Origin of the sequence: Agrobacterium sp. CNPSo 3708 (assembly GCF_028674915.1) — a bacterium.
GTDB lineage: Bacteria > Pseudomonadota > Alphaproteobacteria > Rhizobiales > Rhizobiaceae > Agrobacterium > Agrobacterium cavarae.
In genome coordinates this window covers 525603-541436 of sequence record NZ_JAQZSF010000001.1, presented here as the reverse complement: position 1 = coordinate 541436, position 15834 = coordinate 525603, and the positions used below count along the sequence as shown (strand labels likewise).

17 protein-coding genes are annotated in these 15834 nt (G+C 59.9%); 4 read left to right on the top strand and 13 right to left on the bottom strand.

Annotated features, from left to right (window positions below; translation table 11 throughout):
- Nucleotides 1-41: 41 nt before the first annotated feature.
- Together PVA19_RS02535 and PVA19_RS02530 are read right to left on the bottom strand one after the other, a co-directional pair.
- Nucleotides 42-911, bottom strand: a complete 870-nt coding sequence (locus PVA19_RS02535; protein ID WP_274101037.1) for a carbon-nitrogen hydrolase family protein — start codon at nt 909-911, stop codon at nt 42-44.
- Nucleotides 908-1504: a GNAT family N-acetyltransferase gene (locus PVA19_RS02530; RefSeq protein WP_274101089.1), complete on the bottom strand. Its 597-nt coding sequence runs from the start codon at nt 1502-1504 to the stop codon at nt 908-910. Before PVA19_RS02530 ends, PVA19_RS02535 begins: the two co-directional genes overlap by 4 nt.
- Nucleotides 1505-1581: 77 nt before the next feature.
- Between PVA19_RS02530 and PVA19_RS02525 the strand changes: the two genes are divergently transcribed.
- Nucleotides 1582-1983, top strand: a complete 402-nt coding sequence (locus PVA19_RS02525; protein ID WP_274101036.1) for a nuclear transport factor 2 family protein — start codon at nt 1582-1584, stop codon at nt 1981-1983.
- Between the two features lie 91 nt (nt 1984-2074).
- Here PVA19_RS02525 and PVA19_RS02520 read toward each other — a convergent pair whose 3' ends face one another.
- The 3 genes from PVA19_RS02520 to PVA19_RS02510 are packed head-to-tail and all read right to left on the bottom strand — an operon-like array spanning nt 2075 to nt 5282.
- Nucleotides 2075-2437 (bottom strand): MmcQ/YjbR family DNA-binding protein, encoded by a 363-nt coding sequence (locus PVA19_RS02520; protein WP_274101035.1) that lies wholly within the window; start codon nt 2435-2437, stop codon nt 2075-2077.
- Nucleotides 2434-3639 (bottom strand): bifunctional phosphopantothenoylcysteine decarboxylase/phosphopantothenate--cysteine ligase CoaBC, encoded by a 1206-nt coding sequence (gene coaBC, locus PVA19_RS02515; protein WP_274101034.1) that lies wholly within the window; start codon nt 3637-3639, stop codon nt 2434-2436. The genes PVA19_RS02520 and coaBC overlap by 4 nt, the downstream gene beginning before the upstream one ends.
- A gap of 59 nt (nt 3640-3698) precedes the next feature.
- Nucleotides 3699-5282, bottom strand: a complete 1584-nt coding sequence (locus tag PVA19_RS02510) for a peptide chain release factor 3 (RefSeq protein WP_274101033.1) — start codon at nt 5280-5282, stop codon at nt 3699-3701.
- A 90-nt stretch (nt 5283-5372) separates the two neighbouring features.
- Here PVA19_RS02510 and dut point away from each other — a divergent pair, with 90 nt between their 5' ends.
- The 3 genes from dut (at nt 5373) to cysK (ending at nt 7642) form a co-directional block, all read left to right on the top strand.
- Nucleotides 5373-5843, top strand: coding sequence for a dUTP diphosphatase (dut, locus tag PVA19_RS02505; protein WP_274101032.1), 471 nt, complete (start codon nt 5373-5375; stop codon nt 5841-5843).
- 69 nt (nt 5844-5912) lie between these two features.
- The gene (locus tag PVA19_RS02500) at nt 5913-6530 is read left to right on the top strand and encodes a LysE family translocator (RefSeq protein ID WP_274101031.1); all 618 of its coding nucleotides are present in this window, start codon (nt 5913-5915) and stop codon (nt 6528-6530) included.
- Nucleotides 6531-6673: 143 nt separating this feature from the next.
- Nucleotides 6674-7642 carry a cysteine synthase A gene (gene cysK / locus PVA19_RS02495; RefSeq protein ID WP_062427208.1) on the top strand — a complete coding sequence of 323 codons (969 nt, stop codon included), beginning with the start codon at nt 6674-6676 and terminating at the stop codon, nt 7640-7642.
- Nucleotides 7643-7682: 40 nt separating this feature from the next.
- Here cysK and deoA read toward each other — a convergent pair whose 3' ends face one another.
- The 8 genes from deoA to PVA19_RS02455 all read right to left on the bottom strand — a co-directional run bounded on the left by deoA (nt 7683) and on the right by PVA19_RS02455 (nt 15653).
- On the bottom strand, nt 7683-8993 hold the full coding sequence (deoA, locus tag PVA19_RS02490) for a thymidine phosphorylase (RefSeq protein WP_274101030.1): 1311 nt from the start codon (nt 8991-8993) through the stop codon (nt 7683-7685).
- A 6-nt stretch (nt 8994-8999) separates the two neighbouring features.
- Complete coding sequence (gene deoC, locus PVA19_RS02485; protein ID WP_274101029.1) at nt 9000-9773, bottom strand: deoxyribose-phosphate aldolase; 774 nt, start codon at nt 9771-9773, stop codon at nt 9000-9002.
- Between the two features lie 2 nt (nt 9774-9775).
- Complete coding sequence (locus tag PVA19_RS02480) at nt 9776-10576, bottom strand: purine-nucleoside phosphorylase (protein WP_274101028.1); 801 nt, start codon at nt 10574-10576, stop codon at nt 9776-9778.
- Nucleotide 10577: 1 nt separating this feature from the next.
- Nucleotides 10578-10979, bottom strand: a complete 402-nt coding sequence (locus PVA19_RS02475; RefSeq protein WP_112955415.1) for a cytidine deaminase — start codon at nt 10977-10979, stop codon at nt 10578-10580.
- 3 nt (nt 10980-10982) lie between these two features.
- Nucleotides 10983-11954 (bottom strand): ABC transporter permease, encoded by a 972-nt coding sequence (locus PVA19_RS02470; RefSeq protein ID WP_062427203.1) that lies wholly within the window; start codon nt 11952-11954, stop codon nt 10983-10985.
- A gap of 4 nt (nt 11955-11958) precedes the next feature.
- The gene (locus tag PVA19_RS02465; RefSeq protein ID WP_274101027.1) at nt 11959-13062 is read right to left on the bottom strand and encodes an ABC transporter permease; all 1104 of its coding nucleotides are present in this window, start codon (nt 13060-13062) and stop codon (nt 11959-11961) included.
- A 10-nt stretch (nt 13063-13072) separates the two neighbouring features.
- The gene (locus PVA19_RS02460) at nt 13073-14578 is read right to left on the bottom strand and encodes an ABC transporter ATP-binding protein (RefSeq protein WP_113266373.1); all 1506 of its coding nucleotides are present in this window, start codon (nt 14576-14578) and stop codon (nt 13073-13075) included.
- A gap of 82 nt (nt 14579-14660) precedes the next feature.
- Nucleotides 14661-15653, bottom strand: a complete 993-nt coding sequence (locus PVA19_RS02455; protein ID WP_062443185.1) for a BMP family lipoprotein — start codon at nt 15651-15653, stop codon at nt 14661-14663.
- Nucleotides 15654-15834: the final 181 nt, after the last annotated feature.

Below are 15834 nucleotides of genomic sequence, written 5' to 3'. Positions count from 1 at the left end.
GAAGCTGTTCTATGGCGGCAAGCGGCGGCGAAATCGGCTTTTCAGCCGGGGAACTGCTCGCTCCAGTCCCGCCGCGTCGCGACCTGCCCTTGTGTGCGCAAACGCGCCACATCGGCAAGATCGATATCGACGATCAGAAGCGTGCTCTCGCTCACCGCATCGCTGTCGCTCTCCGCCACGATGCCGTTGGCGGGCATGCCATAGTCGGAAGGCACGTAAAGTGCCGCGCGTCCGCGATTTTCATCAACCGCTGGCGACCACGGCGCTTCCCCGGCGGTGGGGGAGGATAAGACCGCAAACTGGTTTTCCAGCGCTCGCGCCTGCGCGCCGATCCTTACACGATAGGAGCCTGCCAGCGTGTCCGTGCAGCTTGGCGCCAGAACCAGCTCCACGCCCATTTCGGCCAGCCTGCGGCCCAGCATTGGGAACTCATTATCGTAGCAGATCAGGATACCGAGCTTGCCGATGCTGGTCTCAAAGGCTTTGAGACCTTCCACGCCTGCATCGATGAACCATTGCTCGCGCTCGAAGCGCGTCATGATTTGCTTGTCCTGATAACCGATCAGTCCGTCAGGCCCGAAAAGCCAGGCGCGGTTGCGGAACTTGCCATCGGCATCCTTCACCGGCGCGCTGCCCGGCTGAAAAAGAACCTGATGCTGCCGCGCCAGCTCTTCGCAGAGTTCCACCCAGGGCGGGATCAGGCTTTGCATCGCCTCGATCGAGCCGTGCAGATCGGAGCGGATATCCGGGGCCAATTGCCCGGTCAGCACCATGGCGGAATATTCCGGCAGCAGAAGGAGTTCCGCGCCCTTTTGCTTGGCCTCCGCAACGATGGAGCTTAGATGCCGGGCATAGTCCTCCCAGGTTTCGATCAGCTCCATGGCGTACTGGCAGGCGGCAAGCCGGGTCATTCAGCGATCCTCTTCGTCCAGAAGGATAGAGGCTTTGCGCTCTGCTCATCTTCATCCAGATCCTGCCATGTGAAACTGGTGCGAAGCTCCGGGTGGTGTGTGTAGCCACGCTTTTCCCAAAAGTCGTTCAGCGGCACGTAGTCGGCGGGACGGCGGGGATGATCGGACGGGCGCTCGACAGCGCAGAAGGTACACCATTCGAAACCGCCAAGGCGCTTCGCATGCGCTTCCCGTTCCTCGAAGAAGCGCACACCCAGGCCATGGCCGCGGTATTCAGGCAAAAGCACGCTCTCGCCGAAATAGAAGATTTGCTCAAGCTCGTACCCGGCGTTGATGAAGGGCGTCTTCACCTCATCCGTTTCCGCCATCATCGGCATGCCCGTCGACATGCCCACGATTTTGTCGCCATCGATCGCGAGCACGAATACGGCACCCTCGGCTTTCGCATAGGTCGAGAGATAGGTGTGCTCATAATCGAACGATCCGTCATACAGGTACGGAAAGGCGCGAAAGACGGTGATACGCAGCAGCGACAGATCGTCGAAGAACGGTGCAGCATCAATGCCGGAAAGGGAACGGATTTCGACGGTCATGGGCATGTTCACATGGATTTTCCTTGGTTATACCGTCAGGGAAAAGCTGTGCAAGCCTTGAACACGGAGATTGGATCATGTCCGCACTCGAAACCATACGCGCCTATTACGATGCCTTCAACCGTCAGGATATGGATGCCTTTCTGGCGCTTCTGACCGACGATGTGGTGCATGACATCAATCAGGGCGAGCGGCAGGTCGGAAAGGACATCTTCGCCAAATTCATGCAGCACATGAACCGCTGCTATAAGGAAAACCTCACCGACATGGTGATCATGGCGAGCGAAGACGGCAAGCGCGCTTCCGCGGAGTTCATCGTCAACGGCGAGTATCTCAAGACCGATGAAGGCTTGCCGGAAGCCAATGGCCAGACCTATGTCCTGCCAGCCGGTGCCTTCTTCGAGTTGAAGGATGGCAAGGTCGCACGGGTGACCAATTACTACAATCTTAATGATTGGATCGCGCAGGTTGGCGGTTAAGAGCTGAGAGCCTCAGTTGTTGCCGTGGATCCTCGCCTCTAGGGCGAGGATAACGTCTGAGAAGGGGCGTGGTCGCGCGCGTCCTTTGCCCTCACGTCTCCAGCACGATGCCAAGTTCTGTGCGCAGCTTCTTCGTCAGCCCCGCCGCCACGAGTTCGTAGGAGCGGCGGACGTAGTGCTCCAACTCTTCGTCTTCCAGCGGAGCATGATCGCTGATCGATACCCATTTGCGCTTGGCGAAATAGGGTGCCTGGGCGATGCCCTCCATCGATGTGAGGATTTCGAAACTCTCTTCCGAGCATTTGACGACAAGCCGCCAGTCATCCCGCTCGCCGAGCACCGCAAACACCTTGTCGCCGACCTTGGCAACATGCGAATCCCATTGATCGACAAAGTTCACGCCCGGCCAGACGCCAAGCATTGCATCGAACGTCTTTCGCTCGAAGAGGCTCATTGTAGCCGTTCCGCGATCAGCGTCGCCAGCCTTTCGGCAACCTCCGCCTTTGAGAGATCGGGCCAGGCATCGACGCCGCTGTCGGAGATGATCTTCACCTGATTGCGCACTCCGCCCATGATGCCGGTTTCAGGCGAAACATCATTGGCAACGATCAAGTCGGCACCTTTTCTCTGAAGCTTGGCGCGGCCATTCTCCTCGACATTCTGCGTTTCCGCCGCAAAGCCGATCACCAGCTTGGGCCGCTTTTCGTGGTGGCCGACGGTTTTCAGAATATCGGGGTTTTCGGTCAGTTGCAGCGCTGGCGGCGCGTCACCCGGCTGCTTCTTGATTTTTTGGTCCGACAAACTCGCCACCCGCCAGTCCGCAACCGCCGCGACAAAAACGGCGATATCCGAGGGCAGCTTGCCAAGCACGGCGTCACGCATCTCCTCGGCGCGTTCCACATGCATGGTGTTCACACCCGCCGGATCGGGGATAGTCACCGGACCGGAGACGAGCGTCACCTCCGCGCCAAGCTTGGCAAGAGCGGAGGCAATGGCGTGGCCCTGCCGGCCGGATGAACGGTTGGCGATATATCGTACGGGATCGATTGGCTCGTGCGTCGGACCGGAGGTGACGATGGCCGTTTTGCCCCTGAGCGGCTTCGGAGCATCGTCCAGCAATCGTTCGACGGCTTCAGTGATCTGCAACGGCTCGGCCATGCGGCCAACACCGGCTTCACCCTTTTCCGCCATCTGGCCCGCCATCGGACCGATAAAAGCAATGCCATCGCCTTTCAGCGTTGCGATGTTCCGCTTGGTGGCCTTGGCCTCCCACATTTTCGGGTTCATTGCAGGCGCCACTAGCATGGGACGATCGGTCGCCAGCAAAACGGTGGACGCCAGATCGTCCGCCAGCCCGTTTGCCATCTTCGCCAGAAGATCGGCAGTCGCGGGTGCCACCACAACGAGGTCGCAGCCGCGCGCCAGCCGAATATGGCCGACATCCTGCTCATCCTGGCGGGAAAAAAGTTCGGTAAACACATGGGTGGCGGACAGCGCCCCGACGGCAAGCGGCGTGACGAATTCCTGCGCGCCCCTTGTCATCACCGGCGTCACCGTCGCGCCGCGCTCTTTCAGGCGGCGGATCAGATCGAGGCTCTTATAGGCGGCAATACCGCCGGAGATGATGAGCAGAATATGCTTGTTCGACAGAGCCATGCGCAAAGACCAGTTTCCCGTTTAATCGGGAAACTAAGCGGTCAGTAGGCAAAGTGCAATCACGCCGCCTTGGCGACGTGATATTCCTTGATGGCGACCATCTTGATCGCCGGGAAACGCTCGGCTTCATATCGCAGCGAAAAGGCATCCTGCGCCAGAAACACCGGATCGCCGTCGAGGTCGCGGGCGATATCGCCGCGCTTGACGTTCAAGAACTTCTCGAACTCGGCGGGCTGATCGGACGAAATCCAGCGGCAGACAGAGAAGCGCGACATCTCGAAGGACACCGGCAGGCCATATTCGCCCATCAGCCGTTCTTTCAACACATCGAGCTGCAGTGCGCCGACGACGCCGACGATGGCCGGAGACCCGTCTTCTGGCGAAAACAGCTGCACGACGCCTTCTTCGGCCATCTGCTGCAGCGCCTCCTTCAGCTTCTTCGCCTTCATCGCATCCTCAAGCCGGACACGGCGCAGGATTTCCGGCGAGAAGTTCGGCACGCCCTGGAAGACGAGGTTTTCGCCTTCCGTCAGCGTGTCACCGATACGAAGCGTGCCGTGGTTGGGAATGCCGACCACATCACCGGCATAGGCCGTGTCCGCCAGCTGGCGCTGCGAGGCGAAGAAGAATTGCGGCGCGGTGAGGCCCATCTGCTTGCCGGTGCGCGCAAGGCGCGCCTTCATGCCGCGCTCCAGCTTGCCGGAACAGATGCGGGCAAAGGCGATGCGGTCGCGGTGGTTGGGGTCCATATTGGCCTGGATCTTGAAGACGAAGGCCGTCATCTTTTCTTCAGCTGCATGGACGAGGCGGGTATCGGCCACCTGATCGCGCGGCGGCGGAGCAAAATCGCCAAGCGCGTTGATCAGATCACGCACACCGAAGTTGCGAAGAGCCGAGCCGAAGAAGACCGGTGTCATGTGGCCTTCGAGAAACGCCTGACGGTCGAAGGGACGGCAGGCTTCCATGGCCAGTTCCGTTTCTTCGATAAAGGCATCCCGCTCGTTTTCAGGCAGCCTGTCGGCAACCGCCTGCGGACCGTTGACCGGCAGACCATCGATTTGCGTGTCGTTGCCGCGGAAGGTGTTTTCGGCGAGATTGTAAGCGCCGCAGAAGGTCTTCGAACGCCCGACCGGCCAGGTGATCGGTGAAGTGTCGAGCGCCAGCTTTTCTTCCACCTCATCGAGAATCTCGAAGGCGTCGCGGCTTTCACGGTCCATCTTGTTGATGAAGGTGATGATCGGAATGTCGCGCATGCGGCAGACTTCGAAAAGCTTCAGCGTGCGCGGCTCGATACCCTTGGCAGCATCGATGACCATGATGGCAGCGTCCACGGCCGTCAGCGTGCGGTAGGTGTCGTCGGCAAAGTCCTCGTGACCGGGCGTATCGAGAATGTTGAAGACGCGGTCGTTATATTCAAAGGTCATGACCGAGGTCACGACGGAGATGCCGCGCTCGCGCTCGATCTTCATCCAGTCCGAACGGGTCTGGATGCGATCCTTCTTGGCCTTCACCTCACCGGCAAGCTGGATCGCTCCGCCGAACAGCAAGAGCTTCTCGGTCAGCGTCGTCTTACCCGCATCCGGGTGCGCGATAATAGCAAAGGTGCGGCGGCGGGAGACCGCCTCGGCAAGTGTTTCGGCCATCTAACAAATCCTGTGGAATTGCGGGCTATCTAGCGTTTCGAGCCCGCTTTTGCAATTGACCTTGACCCCGCGAGCGCAAACTAATGCCGCATGAACACGCAAAACACCCCGTCTCCCGCCCTGAAACTCATCCGTCTTCCCAATGGTGAAGGCATCGAGCTGCCGTCCTACGAGACGACAGGCGCCGCCGGCATGGACCTTCGCGCTGCCGTCGAGGCTGGCGAGACGATGACGCTCCGCCCCGGTGAGCGAGCACTGGTGCCGACCGGTTTCATCTTCGAAGTCCCCTTCGGCTATGAGGCGCAGATCCGGCCGCGCTCCGGCCTTGCCATCAAGAACGGCATCACCTGCCTCAATTCGCCGGGCACCGTGGATAGCGACTATCGCGGCGAGGTGAAGGTCATTCTCGCCAATCTCGGGCAGGCGGATTTCACCATCGAGCGTGGCATGCGCATCGCCCAGATGGTGATTGCGCCGGTAACGCAGGTGACGGTCACTGAGGTCAGCGAGTTCACGGAGACGACGCGCGGTGCCGGCGGCTTCGGCTCGACCGGTGTCTAGTCATCACGACGTTGTGAGGCGGCAAATTCTGGAGTATGTCTCAACGGATTGACGCGAGGGGACATGTCCATGACCATCACCACTATCCTTGCCTACGCCATGGCCCTGTTCATCGCTGCAGCCATTCCAGGCCCAGGAATGACGGCGATCGTCGCGCGCGCTCTGGGCTCGGGTTTCCGCGAAACCTTCTTCATGGGGCTTGGTCTGGTGCTGGGAGATATGGTCTATCTGACGGCGGTCATCCTCGGTCTTGCCTTCGTCGCGCAGACCTTTCAGGAAGCCTTCATGGTGCTGAAATTCGCCGGTGCCGCCTACCTGCTTTACATCGCCTGGAAACTCTGGACCGCCGGGCTTCTGCCGCAGGACTTGCAGGCGAAGAAAAGTACCAGCATCGGCATGTCCTTCCTGTCCGGTCTGTTCATCACGCTCGGCAATCCCAAGACCATGTTGTTCTATGTCGCGCTCGTCCCGACCCTGATCGACATCCGCGGGATCGGCCTTCCCGAATATGCGCTTCTGATCGGCTTGACCTTTACCGTTCTGATGGCGGTATTGCTGCCCTATATCCTGCTGGCTTCCAAAGCCCGCGCATTGCTGAAGCGCCCAAGCGCCTTGACGATCCTCAACCGCATCGCAGCAGGCATCCTGGCGGGAACCGCGGCGATGATTGCGACACGCGCCAGTTGAGAACGGTCTTCTACGTCAGGCCCTGAGATTGGTGATCTATCCCAGGCACCTCGCCCTATAAGCACGTTTGTTCTCTGGCTTCCCTGCCAGTATCGCCCTATCCTGCGCGCGATTGCATGAGGACATAAGGCAGGAGAGCAGGCATGTCGGAAGCGAAGAAACCCGGACGCGGACGCATCTATTCCTCGATCACCGAAACGATCGGCGACACGCCGCTGGTGCGTCTGGACAAGCTGGCGAAGGAAAAGGGTGTGCACGCGACGCTTCTGGCAAAGCTCGAATTCTTCAACCCCATCGCCTCCGTCAAGGATCGCATCGGCGTGGCGATGATCGAGTCGCTGGAAGCGCAAGGAAAGATCGCCCCCGGCAAGACGACGCTTGTCGAACCGACCTCTGGCAATACCGGCATTGCGCTCGCCTTTGCCGCTGCCGCCAAGGGCTACAAGCTGATCCTCACCATGCCGGAGACCATGTCGGTCGAGCGCCGCAAGATGCTGGCGCTGCTCGGTGCCGAGCTGGTTCTAACGGAAGGCCCAAAGGGCATGAAGGGCGCGATTGCCAAGGCGCATGAATTGGCAGAAACGCTGCCCGACGCCATCATCCCCCAGCAGTTCGAAAACCCCGCCAATCCGGAAATTCACCGCAAGACGACGGCAGAGGAGATTTGGAACGACACCAATGGCTCGGTCGATATCTTTGTGTCCGGCATCGGCACGGGTGGGACGATCACGGGCGTCGGTCAGGTGCTGAAGGGCCGCAAGCCAGATATCAAGGTCGTGGCCGTCGAGCCCACAGACAGTCCGGTTCTGTCCGGCGGTACACCCGGCCCGCACAAGATCCAGGGCATCGGTGCAGGCTTTGCGCCGAGCATTCTCGATACCAAGATCTACGACGAGATCGTCACCGTCAGCAATGACGATGCTTTCGAGACCGCACGCCTGGCGGCACGGCTGGAAGGCGTTCCGGTCGGCATTTCCTCAGGCGCGGCGCTTGCCGCTGCCATCAAGGTGGGCGCGCGGGAGGAGAACGCTGGCAAGACCATCGTGGTGATCATTCCGTCCTTCGCGGAACGGTATCTTTCCACCGCGCTGTTCGAAGGACTCGGCCTGTAAGAAACGATAATTGAGCGGCGGCAATGAATGCCGCCCGCTCTCAGGCCAGACGCTTGACGATGACCGGTGCGGACGCAATGGGTGCGTCCGAAATTGCGTAATAGCTCCGCACGGATGCAGCGATATGGTCTGCGTCTTCACGGCTTGCCGCATGCACCATGGCAATCGGCTGGCCTTCCTCCACCTTCGTGCCGAGCGGCAGGATGTCCGACAGACCGACGCGGTGGTCGATCCGGTTGCTGGGGTGACGACGTCCCCCGCCAAGCTCAACGACCGCCATTCCGACATCCCGCGCCCGGCAGGATGCAAGCCATCCACCTGTCTGGGCTTTGACAGATACGACGTGCGGTGCGGCTTTCAGATAATGTTGAGGCCGGTCGATGAAGTCGGCTGGTCCACCGAGTGCGCTGACCATCTGGCCAAAGCGCTCCATGGCGCGACCGGAAGAGAGCGACTCGCGCGCCATTGCCTCGGCATCGGTCAGCGTCGACGCCACGCCGCCCTGCACCAACATCTCTGAGGCAAAAGCAAGCACCAGCATCTCGATGCGCGTGCCGCCTTTTCGACCCTGCAGGAAATCCAGGCAGTGAACGATTTCGAGCGTATTACCAGCTGCATCCGCGAGAGGCTCGTTCATGTCGGTGATCAACGCCGACGTTTTTACGCCCGCACCATTGGCGACCTGCACCAGGGCCGCAGCCAGTAGCTCAGCTTCCTCGGCAGTCAGCATGAAGGCGCCGCTGCCGAATTTGACGTCAAGCACCAGCGTCTCGAGACCCGCTGCGAGCTTCTTCGACAAGATGGAGGCGGTAATCAGCGGTATGGAATCCACCGTCGCCGTCACGTCGCGGATGGCATAAAGCCGCTTGTCCGCAGGTGCGAGATCGCCCGTCTGGCCGATGATGGCGCAGCCGACATCCTTGACGGTGCGCCGGAACAGCGCCTCATTCGGCATCACATCATAACCGGGGATGGCTTCGAGCTTGTCCAGTGTCCCGCCGGTATGGCCAAGACCACGGCCGGATATCATCGGGACCGCCAGCCCACAGGCCGCAACGATCGGTGCAAGCATCAGCGAGACATTGTCGCCGACACCCCCGGTCGAATGCTTGTCGGAGATCGGCTTGCCAATATCGGCCCAGGAGAGCACATCGCCGCTGTCACGCATGGCGAGGGTGAGCGCCACCGTCTCCTCGCGCGTCATGCCGCGAAAGTACACCGCCATGGCGAAAGCCGCCGCCTGACCTTCGGAAATCGAACCGTCGGAGAGTGCAGCGATGAAGGCCGAAATATCGGTTGCGGCAAGCGTCTCGCCATCACGCTTGCGGCGGATGATTTCCTGCGGAAGCATGGGAGATCAATATCCGCTGGCGGCTTTGGCCGGCTCGCCACCCGCCAGAACGGTCAAGACGTCATCCAGCAGGCTGGAGGCTCCGAAGCGGAAGGTGGAGGGCATGGCCCAATTGGGCTGCATGATGGTTTCTGCCAGACGCAGGTAAAGCGTCGCATCGGCAACCGTGCCAATCCCGCCCGCGGGCTTGAAGCCGACCTTCTTCCTGCTGTCGCGGATGGCCTGCAGTATGATGTCGGCCGCTTCCAGCGTCGCATTGACCGCGACCTTGCCGGTGGAGGTCTTGATAAAGTCAGCCCCTTCGGCAATGGCAATTTCGCTGCCACGGCGGATGAGCGTCTTGTCCTTCAACTCGCCCGTTTCGAGGATGACTTTCAGCAGGATCGGTTCTGGGCAGGCCTTGCGAACGGCTGCGACCATCTCGGCGACCGATACTTCATCGCCTGCGATGAATTTACGGTAGGGGATGACGAGATCGATTTCGTCGGCGCCATCGCGGATGGCGTGCTCGGTTTCGCCAACAACGGTCGCGACATCCAGGTCGCCCGATGGAAAATTGACGACGGTGGCAATGCGGATCGAATGATTGTTGCCGAAGGCCGCGCGCGCCTGCGCGACGAAACGCGGCCAGATGCAGATGGCAGCCGTATTGCCGAACTGCGTGTGCGCTCTCTGGCAGAGGCTGACGATTTGCTCGGGCGTGCAATCGTCTTTCAGATTTGTCAGGTCCAGCAAGGACAAAGCGAGGCTGGCTGCTTCGCGCGGGCGCTGAAGTTCCATGCTTAGTTTCCTCCCGAAATCATTTCCGTTAAAACAGCGGCAAGGCGTTTACCGCCGATCGGAGCCATGTCTTTTGTCTCGTCATGGCTCAGTTCAGCACCGGTCATGCCGGCACCGTAATTGGTAATAACGGAAGCTGCGGCAACGCGCATCCCGAAAAAGCGCGCAAGGATCACTTCCGGTACGGTGGACATGCCCACAGCATCGGCACCGAGCGTGCGCGCCATGCGAATTTCCGCCGGCGTTTCAAAGCTTGGTCCGGAAAACCACATATAGACGCCGGAAAACAGCGGCACGGTTGCACGGATGGCCGCATTGCGCATGGCAAGCGTCATATCCGCATCGTAAGCGCTGGTCATGCCGACGAAGCGCTTATCGCTCTCCTCGCCGATCAGCGGGTTCATGCCGGAATAGTTGATGTGGTCGGTAATCTGCATCACCGATCCGGGCGGCATGTCCTGGCGAACCGAGCCTGCGGAATTGGTGAGGATCAGCGACTGTACGCCGATACCCGCCAGCGCCTCGATCGCGGGACGCATGGCCGAGGCATCGCCCCTTTCGTAGTAATGCACACGGCCGGACAGCATGATGACCGGCTGACCGCCCAGATACCCGGCTACCACTTCGCCAGCATGGCCGGAGACGGCGCTTTCCGGAAAGCCCGGAATGTCCGCATAAGGGATGCGGATCGGGTCCACCACCTCATCCACCAGCACGCCGAGGCCGGAGCCGAGCACGATGGCTGTGCGGGGAACAAGCCCATTCAGCCGTTCCACCAAAACGTCGATGATCGCGTGATCCATCTTACAACTCGGTCTTGAAGCTGAAGGGCAAAAGTTCGTCCATGGTCATCACCTTCTGCACGCCGCTCTCGTCACAGAGATAGACCTTGGTCTCGGGCGTGGCGAACTCGGCAATCTTCTGGCGGCAGCCGCCGCAAGGCGGGCAGAGCGCCAGCTTTTCTGCGATGACGGCGATCTCCTTGATCTGCTTGGCGCCGCCCATCACCATGGCGCTGATGGCGGAAGGCTCCGCGCACCAGCCCTGCGGGAAGGACAGGTTTTCGATATTGGCGCCCTTGTAGACTTTGCCGTCTTCGGCACGGATCGCAGCGCCAACAGGGAACTTCGAGTAGGGCGCATGGGCAAAGCCCATGGCCTCACGGGCGGCTTCGAAGAGCGCGTGGGTCGTCGGTTCGTTCAGCATCGATCAACGCTCCTTGGAGTAGGCAACACCACCGGCCTTTGGCGGCTTGGCAACGCCGATGAAACCGGCGAGCAGAATGCAGGTGAGGATATAGGGCAGCGCCTGGAAGATCTGCACCGGCACTTCGCCGATGCCGGGGATCGCCTTGCCCTGCATGAAGTTCGCCATCGCATCGAGGAAGCCGAAGAGAAGGCAGGCAAACATGACCGGGACCGGCTTCCACTTGGCGAAGATCAGAGCGGCAAGTGCAATATAGCCCTTGCCGGCAGACATGTTGGCAATGAAGGCTGCCGACTGCGCAACGGCAAGATAGGTACCGGCAAAGCCGCACAGGAAACCGGCAACGATGACGGCGCGGAAGCGCATCCATGCCACCGAAATGCCAGCCGTATCTACGGCACCTGGGTTCTCACCGACAGCGCGCAGACGAAGGCCAAAGCGCGTGCGGTAAAGCACCCACCAGGAAATCGGCACGGCCAGGAAGGCAAGATACGTCAAGATGTTGTTGCCGGAAATGACATTGGCGTAGAGAGGGCCGATGAAGGGCACCTCACGCATCATGTCTACACCCGGCAGAATGATCGGCGTGAAGCGGCCTTCGCCGGTGATCTGCGGCGTGCGTCCGCCCTGGCCGAACCAGGCTTGACCCAGAACGACGGTGAGGCCAGCGGCGACGAAGTTCAGAGCCACGCCGGAGACGATCTGGTTGCCGCGGTTGGTGATGACGGCGAAGCCATGCACCAGCGAGAAGAAGATCGAGATACCGATGCCGGCGGCAAGGCCAGCCCACGGGTCTTTGGTCAGATAGGCAACGCAGGCGGATGCGAAGGCGGCAGCCAGCATCTTGCCTTCCAGACCGATATCGAACACGCCGGCGCGTTCGGAGAATAACCCCGCAAGGGCGGTAAACAGAAGCGGAATGGTCAGGCGGACGGTCGAACCGAGAATGCTGACCAGCATGTCGAAGCTTTCCATGGCCTTACCTCTTCACGAAATTCTGGTAGATGCGCACAAGCGCGGGGCGATACATAAATTCAAGGGCACCGGCGAACAGGATCACCAGACCCTGGATGACGACGATCATCTCACGGGTGATGTTGGGCATTTCAAACGAAAGATCCGCGCCGCCCTGATAGAGAATGCCGAAGAGCAGCGCCGCAAAGACGATGCCAAGTGGATGGCTTCTGCCCATCAGCGAGACGGCAATCCCGACGAAGCCGGCACCTGCGACGAACTCCACCTGAAGACGGGCTGACGCCCCCATGACCGGGTTCAACGCCATCATGCCGGCAAGACCGCCGGAGATCAGCATGGTGATGATGACCGTGCGTGAGTAGGGCATGCCGGCATAGATAGCCGCTTGCGGGCTGAAACCGAGGGCGCGCATCTCATAGCCAAGCTTGGTACGCCAGATCAGCACCCACACCAGAAACGCCATGACGAGCGCGATGATGAAGGACACATTGAAGGGTGCGGGGCCAAGCTTGAGGCCGAACAATGCCATCAGCCAGTCGAGCTTCGGCAACTGTCCGCCGGGCAGGAATGTGCGGGTTTCCGGCGCCATCTTGCCCGGAACGATCAGCACGTTGACGAGCAGATAGACCATCAATGCCGCGGCAATGAAGTTGAACATGATCGTGGTGATGACGATGTGGCTGCCGCGCTTGGCCTGCAGCCAGCCGGGAATGAACGCCCAGGCAGCGCCGAAGACAGCGGCACCGATGACGGCGAAAGGCATCGTCACATACCAGGGAACGTAACGGTCGAGCGTGAGCGCCACGAGTGCCGCACCCAGACCACCGATATAGGCCTGTCCTTCAGAGCCGATATTGAAAAGCCCGGCATGGAAGGCGACGGCGACGGAAAGCCCGGTGAAGATGAAGCTCGTCGTGTAGAACAGGGTAAAGCCAATGGCGTCGCCACGACCGAGCGCGCCCTCGATCAAGAGCCGAAGGGCTGCGAAGGGATCTTCGCCGATCGACCAGACGACGAGGCCTGAGATGAAGAAGGCCGTCAGGATGTTCAGAAACGGCAGAACGCCGTATGTGATCCAACCGGGCAGGGGAACGGAAGCTGTACTCATGTGTGTGGCCTTATGCGGCAATGCCGGCCATCATCAGGCCCAGCGTCTGTTCTTCGGCTTCCGCCGTCTTTTCTCCAACGACCCGGCCGGCAAACATTACCAGAATGCGGTCCGAGAGCGAGCGGATTTCATCCAGTTCAACGGAGACCAGAAGTATGGCCTTGCCCGCATCGCGCATGTCGATGATGCGGCGGTGAATGAACTCGATCGCACCGATATCGACGCCACGCGTTGGCTGGCCAATGATCAGCATGCTCGGGTCGCGCTCGATTTCGCGCGCAACGACGATCTTCTGCTGGTTGCCCCCGGAAAAATTGGCGGTCTTCAGCCGGGCATTTGGCGGGCGGATATCGTATTTCTCGATCTTTTCGACCGCATCCTTGCGAATGGCTTCGGGATCGAGAAACGGACCTTTTCCATAGCGTTCGTCACGATGATAGCCGAGGATCGAATTCTCATATTCCTCGAACTTCAAGATCAGACCCATATGGTGGCGGTCTTCCGGGATATGGGCCAGACCGAGTTGGCGCAAGATGGCCGGATCGACCTTGTCCACCTGCTTGCCACCGATCAGGATTTCACCCGAATGCGGCTTGCGAATTCCGGCAATGGCTTCCAGGAGTTCGGACTGACCGTTTCCGGCAACGCCCGCAATGCCGACGATTTCGCCAGCGCGCACATCGAAGGAAACATTGTCCACCATGGTCACGCCACGGCTGTCCTTCACCGTCAGATTACGGACCGAAAAAAGAACCTCGCCAGGCTTGGCTTCACCCTTTTCGACGCGCAGCAGAACGCGGCGACCGACCATCAACTCGGCCAGTTCTTCCACCGTCGTCTCCGACGTCTTGCGCGTCGCCACCATCTCGCCGCGGCGCATGACGGAGACCTCGTCGGTAATCGCCATGATTTCGCGCAGCTTGTGGGTGATGAGGATGACCGTCTTGCCCTGGTCGCGCAACACGCTCAGTATCTTGAACAGGTGATCGGCTTCAGCAGGCGTCAAAACGCCGGTCGGCTCGTCGAGGATCAGGATTTCCGCGCCGCGATACATGGCTTTCAAGATTTCCACGCGCTGCTGCAGTCCGACCGGCAGATCCTCGATGATCGCATCCGGATTGACCTCGAGGCCATATTCATTCTCAAGGCGCTTCAGTTCCTTGCGGGTGGCCGCCGTGCCTTTGGACAGAAGAGCGCCGCCCTCCGCACCGAGCATGACATTTTCCAGCACGGAAAAATTTTCGACCAGCATGAAGTGCTGGTGCACCATGCCGATACCGGCGTCGATGGCAGCCTGGCTGTCCTTGATGGTAACGGGGTTGCCGTTGACCCGGATTTCACCGGAATCGGCCTGATAGAAGCCGTAAAGGATCGACATCAGGGTCGACTTGCCGGCACCGTTTTCCCCGATGATGCCGTGGATCGTCCCCTTGGCAACGGTCAGATTGATATTTTTATTGGCGTGAACGGCACCGAACGACTTGTCGATGCCCACGAGCTCGATTGCAGGGTTCATACTCAAACCAAAACCTCTCCGAAGGCTGGATATGAAAAGGGCGCAAGATGAAAAACATCATGCGCCCCTGTCAAATTTCATATCATTTCGGGCAGGAATTGTCCGACATGTAGTCGTGAACCTTGACGGCGCCGGAGATGATGTCTGCTTTCGCCTTGTCGGCAGCTGCCGCCATTTCAGGCGTGATCAGAGCCTTGTTGTTGTCATCGACAGCATAAGCCACGCCATCTTCCTTGACGCCGAGCGCGTTGACGCCAGCGGTGAACTTGTCGTCTTTGACGTCCTTGAACGCGTTGTAGACGGCGAGATCGACGCGCTTGACCATCGATGTCAGAACCGAGCCCGGATGCAGGTGGTTCTGGTTGGAATCGACGCCGATCGAGTACTTCTTGTTGTCGGCTGCAGTCTGGAGAACGCCGAGACCCGTCGCACCGGCTGCCGCGTAGATCACGTCCGCGCCCTGGTCGATCTGGTTCTTGGTCAGTTCACCGCCACGCACCGGGTCGTTCCAGGCTGCACCCGTCGTGCCGGTCATGTTCTGGAAGACTTCGATCTTGTCGTTGGCAGCCTTGGCGCCCTGGGCGTAGCCGCAGGCGAATTTGCGGATCAGCGGAATGTCCATGCCGCCGATGAAGCCGACCTTGCCGGTCTTGGACGCCATGCCGGCGAGCAGACCCACGAGGTAGGAGCCTTCTTCTTCCTTGTAGACGACCGAGCGCACATTCGGCAGGTCGACGACGGAGTCGACGATCACGAACTTGGTGTCGGGAAATTCTTTAGCCACTTTCTCCATGGCGGAGGTCCAGGCAAAGGACACTGCAACCACCGGATTGAAGCCGCGGCTTGCGAAGTTGCGGATCGCCTGTTCACCCTGCGTGTCGCTGGTCGGCTCGAAATCGCGGAACTCGATGCCGGTTTCAGACTTGAACTTCTCAGCGCCCGTTGCAGCAGCTTCGTTGAACGACTTGTCGAACTTGCCGCCCGTTCCGTAGACCAGTGCAGGCTTGATATCCGCGGCCAAGGCGGAAGCCGACATCGCAGCAAGCGCGAAAAGCGTCAGAAGGGATTTTTTCATTTTGCAGCCCTGTTGTTGCAGTTTAATTTTATTAAAAAGGGTCCTCCCGCAAGCCCTTATGCTGGGCATGTTCTGCGGAAAAGCCAGCCTTGTGGGCTGAGCGTGAGGAGCATCCTTGCACGGCTGCGAGAAAAATTCACCCGTTTTTTTTGCCCGGTGGAAAACCTCTTTTCTGGTGGTT

Bases quoted from the DNA above. Each gene is read 5' to 3' on its own strand.
- PVA19_RS02535 (WP_274101037.1), bottom strand. From the start codon at position 911: ATGACCCGGCTTGCCGCCTGCCAGTACGCCATGGAGCTGATCGAAACC.
- PVA19_RS02530 (WP_274101089.1), bottom strand. From the start codon at position 1,504: ATGACCGTCGAAATCCGTTCCCTTTCCGGCATTGATGCTGCACCGTTC.
- PVA19_RS02525 (WP_274101036.1), top strand. From the start codon at position 1,582: ATGTCCGCACTCGAAACCATACGCGCCTATTACGATGCCTTCAACCGT.
- PVA19_RS02520 (WP_274101035.1), bottom strand. From the start codon at position 2,437: ATGAGCCTCTTCGAGCGAAAGACGTTCGATGCAATGCTTGGCGTCTGG.
- coaBC (WP_274101034.1), bottom strand. From the start codon at position 3,639: ATGGCTCTGTCGAACAAGCATATTCTGCTCATCATCTCCGGCGGTATT.
- PVA19_RS02510 (WP_274101033.1), bottom strand. From the start codon at position 5,282: ATGGCCGAAACACTTGCCGAGGCGGTCTCCCGCCGCCGCACCTTTGCT.
- dut (WP_274101032.1), top strand. From the start codon at position 5,373: ATGAACACGCAAAACACCCCGTCTCCCGCCCTGAAACTCATCCGTCTT.
- PVA19_RS02500 (WP_274101031.1), top strand. From the start codon at position 5,913: ATGACCATCACCACTATCCTTGCCTACGCCATGGCCCTGTTCATCGCT.
- cysK (WP_062427208.1), top strand. From the start codon at position 6,674: ATGTCGGAAGCGAAGAAACCCGGACGCGGACGCATCTATTCCTCGATC.
- deoA (WP_274101030.1), bottom strand. From the start codon at position 8,993: ATGCTTCCGCAGGAAATCATCCGCCGCAAGCGTGATGGCGAGACGCTT.
- deoC (WP_274101029.1), bottom strand. From the start codon at position 9,773: ATGGAACTTCAGCGCCCGCGCGAAGCAGCCAGCCTCGCTTTGTCCTTG.
- PVA19_RS02480 (WP_274101028.1), bottom strand. From the start codon at position 10,576: ATGGATCACGCGATCATCGACGTTTTGGTGGAACGGCTGAATGGGCTT.
- PVA19_RS02475 (WP_112955415.1), bottom strand. From the start codon at position 10,979: ATGCTGAACGAACCGACGACCCACGCGCTCTTCGAAGCCGCCCGTGAG.
- PVA19_RS02470 (WP_062427203.1), bottom strand. From the start codon at position 11,954: ATGGAAAGCTTCGACATGCTGGTCAGCATTCTCGGTTCGACCGTCCGC.
- PVA19_RS02465 (WP_274101027.1), bottom strand. From the start codon at position 13,062: ATGAGTACAGCTTCCGTTCCCCTGCCCGGTTGGATCACATACGGCGTT.
- PVA19_RS02460 (WP_113266373.1), bottom strand. From the start codon at position 14,578: ATGAACCCTGCAATCGAGCTCGTGGGCATCGACAAGTCGTTCGGTGCC.
- PVA19_RS02455 (WP_062443185.1), bottom strand. From the start codon at position 15,653: ATGAAAAAATCCCTTCTGACGCTTTTCGCGCTTGCTGCGATGTCGGCT.